The sequence below is a fragment of the Patulibacter sp. NPDC049589 genome (assembly GCF_040675535.1).
Lineage (GTDB): Bacteria > Actinomycetota > Thermoleophilia > Solirubrobacterales > Solirubrobacteraceae > Patulibacter.
This window is the reverse complement of record NZ_JBFAPC010000267.1, coordinates 1-4,632: the sequence shown is the minus strand read 5'-3', so window position 1 is coordinate 4,632 and position 4,632 is coordinate 1. Positions and strand designations below refer to the sequence as shown.

Sequence of the window (4,632 nt, the reverse complement as noted above, 5' to 3'; positions counted from 1 at the left end):
CGAGGCCGCGGCTGCTGGAATCAGCCGCTTTCAAGCCCTGCTTGGGAGGTCACTCTTCCTCATCCACCCGACAGAACGGTGGATTCAGGCTGAGGCGCCCCCGGCCTCCGTGGACGGCCTGCCCCGCTACCCGTGGGACCCCGTCCGGCCCGCGAGCGTCGTCACCGGTCCGCGGATCGAGGAGCTGCCGGGGCAGGGCCCGCGCGACGCGCAGGGCGGGCGCATCACGATCACCGGGATCCGCACGGACCACACCGTCGAGATCGTCAACCGCGGCGACGACGCCACCGCCGTCCGCGCGGTGCGGGTCGAGGGTCCGGACGCCGATCTCCTGCAGTGCGTGAACCCCGGGCTGACCGAGGACACTCCCTGCAAGCCGCAGATCCTGTTCCCGACCTGGGCCTACCGCGTGACGCTGCCGGTCGGCCGGGTCGCCTACCGCCCGGTCTACCGCGTGACGGTCGTCATCGAGCTCGAGCACCCCGACCAGACGCTGCGCTACCCGGTCGAGATCCGCAACCTGCTGCCCGCCGGCGTCCAGGTCTCCGACGTCCCCGACTGGATCGGCTGGCTGCTGCCGCACCTCACGGCCGACCAGGGCGCGGCCCTGCTCGCCGGGAGCCGGAAGCCGGGGGCGATGGCCCCCGCGGTCCTCGCGTCCGCGGCGCGCGCCGCGGCCCGGAGCGTCCGGGTCGACCGCCGTCGCGTGCGCGTCGCGTTCCCGGGGGCGGGGACGGCCCGCGTCGGGGTCCAGCGACGCACGACCGGCCGACGGCCGCGCTGGCGGACGCTCCACACCGTCCGCCTGCGGGCCACCCGCCCGAGGACGGTCGCCGGCCGCGTGCCCGCGCTGGAGCCGGGCCGGTACCGCCTGCGCGTGCGTCTGGCGCTGCGCGGGACCTCGGTGCGGACGGCGAGCGTGGTGCGGACCGTGCGCCGCTGACCGCACCTCCCGCTCAGCCGGCGGCCCGCAGCACGAGCCCCGGCGTGCCCGGGGCCTCCGACCCGTACACGGCCTCGAACGAGTGGCTGCCGTGGTCGCCGTAGACCGTGACGGCCTTCTCCGAGGCGGCCGGGCTCTTCGCGGTGCCGAGCACCCGGCCGCCGGGAACGGCCCACGTCGTGAGGTCGTGCGGGTGGGCGCCCGCGACCGTCCAGCGCGACGCCGTCAGCGTGCCGCCCTCGGCGGACGGGGTCAGCGGACCGAAGCCGCTCTCCGACGCCCCGCCGTAGTTCGTGCGGGACACGACCGTCGAGTGGCCGCCGGGGTGGATCAGGCGGAGGTCCAGCGCGGCCCCGGTGGTCACCCGGTTCCGGGTCGACGTCACGTAGGCGACGCGGCCGCCCGAGACCGGGGTCGTCTGGTCGATCGTCTGGTCCGCGTCGCCGCGCGAGACCAGGGTCGAGACGGACGACGTGGCCGTCCCGCGGCGGAGCGTCCAGCGGACGCCCTCGCGCAGCCGCACCCGGCTGGCGAAGCTCAGGCGCCCGCGCAGCAGCCCGGGCGAGGCCAGGTCGGTGCCGGGCTTCGAGACCGCGAGGCGCTTCGGGGCGGCAGAGCCGTCGAGCGGCAGGGACCACAGCGTCCCGCGTCGCGCCGGGCCCCGCGCGTGGGGGATCCCGCTGGTGCTGGACTGCGTGGCGACGATCGCGACGTCGGGCCCCTGGGGATGGACGCGGCCGATCACGAGGTCGTCGACGTTCGCCGGCAGCGTCTGCGCGACGACCCGGGAGGTGCCGTCGGCGTTGCGCACGACGAGCGTCGGACGGCCGGCGCGGGTCGCGGGCGGCCGGATCCAGGCGAGGTCCGCGCCCGAGGCGGAGACGGCGATCGGCGCCGTCGGGTCGAGGACGACGGGCGCGGCCGGGGGCGTGGCCTGCGCAGCCGGGGCGGCAGGGTCCGCCGCGTGGGCGGCGGGGGCCGCGAGGATGGCGGCCGCGATCGCCCCGGCCACGAGGAGGGGCGCGCGCTGCGGGGCCGCGGTGCCGGCGGCCGGGAGCCCGACAGCCGTGCGGGGCTTCGACCGGGACGGCGAGACGGCGAGGTCGACGGAGCCGGGGCGCGGCTCGCCGGCGACGCGGGAGGCCCCGCGGCGCGGGGCGCCGGAGGGGACGGTGGACGGGGGAACCGGGGGACGGGACATGCTTCATACAACCATCGACGCGGCCGAAGGTTGCGTGCGCCGTCCGCGCCGGGAGCGGCGAGGCGCCATCGCGGCGCGCGGCCCGGCGCGGCGAGGGGTCGCCGGAACGCCGCCCGGGAGTAGTGTCCGGCCCGTCGCCCACGACCCCTGAGAGAGGGACACCCCATGGCTGAGACCCTGTACGGCAGCGAGACCCAGAAGGCCGTCGACAACTTCCCGATCTCCGGTGAGCGCGTCCCGATCCAGGTGATCAAGTGGCAGGCCCGGATCAAGGGCGCCGCCGCCCTGGTCAACGCCGAGCTCGGCAAGCTCGACCAGGGGATCGCCACGCAGATCTCCGAGGCCGCGGCCAAGATCGTCGCCGGCGAGCACGACGACCAGTTCCCGATCGACGTGTTCCAGACGGGCTCCGGCACGTCGACGAACATGAACGTCAACGAGGTCATCTCGGCGCTGACCGGCGAGGCCGCGCACAAGAACGACCACGTGAACATGGGGCAGTCGTCGAACGACACCTTCCCCTCCGCGGTCCACCTGGCCGCGCTGGACGAGGCGACCAACCGCCTGATCCCGGCGCTGAAGCAGCTCGAGGCCTCGCTGCAGGCGAAGGCCGACGAGTTCGTCGACGTCGTCAAGGCCGGACGTACGCACCTCATGGACGCCGTCCCGGTGACGCTCGGCCAGGAGTTCTCCGGCTACGCCGCGCAGGTCCGCCAGGGCGTCAAGCGGGTCGAGAACGCCCTCCCGCACGTCGGCCAGATCCCGCTCGGCGGCACGGCCACGGGCACCGGCCTGAACACGCCGGCCGAGTTCGCGCCCGCCGTCCGCGAGAAGCTCATCGCCGACTCCGGCCTCAGCCTCATCGCCGCCCCGGCCGACCCGTTCGAGGCGCAGGGCAACCGCGACGCGCTCGTCGAGCTCTCCGGCGCGCTGAAGGTCGTCGCGGTCTCGCTGACGAAGATCGCCCAGGACATCGCGCTGATGGGGTCCGGCCCGCGCGTCGGCATCGGCGAGCTCTTCCTGCCCGAGCTGCAGAAGGGCTCCTCGATCATGCCGGGCAAGGTCAACCCGGTCCTGCCCGAGGTCGTCATCCAGGTCTCCGCCCAGGTCATCGGCAACGACACCGCGATCACCATCGGCGGCATGCAGGGCCAGTTCGAGCTGAACGTCCGCGTCCCGCTGATCGCCCGCAACCTGCTGCAGTCGATCCACCTGCTGTCGACCGCGTCCGTCGCGTTCGCCGAGAAGGCCATCGACGGCATCCGCGCGAACACCAAGGGCACCGACGCCTCGGCGGCCGGCACCCTGGCGACCGCCACGGCGCTGAACGAGGCCATCGGCTACGACCTCGCCACCACGATCGTCAAGAAGGCGACCGACTCCGGCGAGCCGCTGCGCGACGTCGCGCTGGCCGAGGGCGTCGACGCCGACCTCTACGACCAGACGATCGACCTGCGCAAGATCGCGCGCGGGAACCAGGGGTAGAGGCCGGGCCCCACCTCCTGCGTCCCGGGTCCGGACCGCGTCGGACCTCGGCGGGGCAGGAGGCACCCGGACGGGGCCCCACCCGGTGCTTCTCGGGTCCGGATCGCTCCGGACGGCGGCGAGGCACCGGGCACCCGGACGGGGACCGGCCATGCGGGCGGGTGTCGTCCCGCGTGGCCGGGGCGGCATGATCCCGCCGCATGGGCTTCACCCGCGAGCAGCTCGAGGCGTACCGGGACGAGGAGGTCCCCGACCTGCTCGGCGGGCCGGAGACCGACCTCCGGCTGCTGTTCGTCGGGATCAACCCCGGCCTGTGGACGGCGGCGGTGCAGACGCACTTCGCGCACCCCGGCAACCGCTTCTACCCGGCGCTCGCGGCGGCGGGGATCACCGCTTACGAGATCGACCGCGTCGCCGGCATGACCGACGAGGACCGGGCCTATCTCGTCGGCCGCGGCATCGGGATCACGAACCTCGTCCGGCGCGCGACCGTCCGCGCGTCCGAGCTGACGAAGGACGAGCTCCGCGCGGGCGGCGAGCGCCTGACGCGGCTGGTCGCGCAGCGGCGGCCGGCGGTCGTGGCGATCGCCGGCATCACCGCCTACCGCGACGCGTTCGGCGAGCGCAAGGCCGTTCCCGGCCGGCAGCCCGACCCGCTGGACGGCCCGTTCGCCGGGACCGCCCTGTGGGTCGTCCCGAACCCCTCGGGCCTCAACGCCCACGAGACGGTCGACACGCTCGCGGCGGCCTACCGCGCCGCGGCGGCCTACCGCGCCGCGGCGGTCGAGGCGGGCGTGGTCGCCCCGGTCTGAGGTGCCCCGGGGCCCGCCCGGCCCCGCGCCGGGGGAGGCCTGGTCGCCATCGCCTCGCCGTGAGCGAGGGAATCGCGACCACCCCCGACGATCTGAGGCCTGGTCGCCATCGCCTCGCCGTGAGCGAGGGAATCGCGACCACCCCCGTGGGGGGGGGGGGGGGGGGCGGGCCGGGGCCGGGGCCCCGGCGG

Annotated in this window: 4 protein-coding genes; 3 read left to right on the top strand and 1 reads right to left on the bottom strand. The window is 75.6% G+C overall.

The features are described from left to right. Positions 1-109: 109 nt before the first annotated feature. Positions 110-943, top strand: a complete 834-nt coding sequence (locus AB0L40_RS26665; RefSeq protein WP_364361654.1) for a hypothetical protein — start codon at positions 110-112, stop codon at positions 941-943. A gap of 13 nt (positions 944-956) precedes the next feature. On the opposite strand, the gene AB0L40_RS26660 is transcribed toward AB0L40_RS26665, so the two are convergent. After that, a complete protein-coding gene (locus tag AB0L40_RS26660; RefSeq protein WP_364361652.1) occupies positions 957-2,144 on the bottom strand; it encodes a hypothetical protein in 1,188 nt (395 codons plus the stop codon). A 165-nt stretch (positions 2,145-2,309) separates the two neighbouring features. Between AB0L40_RS26660 and AB0L40_RS26655 the strand changes: the two genes are divergently transcribed. Both AB0L40_RS26655 and AB0L40_RS26650 read left to right on the top strand, forming a co-directional pair. Beyond that, positions 2,310-3,629 carry a class II fumarate hydratase gene (locus AB0L40_RS26655; protein WP_364361650.1) on the top strand — a complete coding sequence of 440 codons (1,320 nt, stop codon included), beginning with the start codon at positions 2,310-2,312 and terminating at the stop codon, positions 3,627-3,629. Positions 3,630-3,829: 200 nt separating this feature from the next. Next, positions 3,830-4,441, top strand: coding sequence for a mismatch-specific DNA-glycosylase (locus AB0L40_RS26650; protein ID WP_364361648.1), 612 nt, complete (start codon positions 3,830-3,832; stop codon positions 4,439-4,441). The last annotated feature ends 191 nt before the right edge of the window (positions 4,442-4,632 follow it).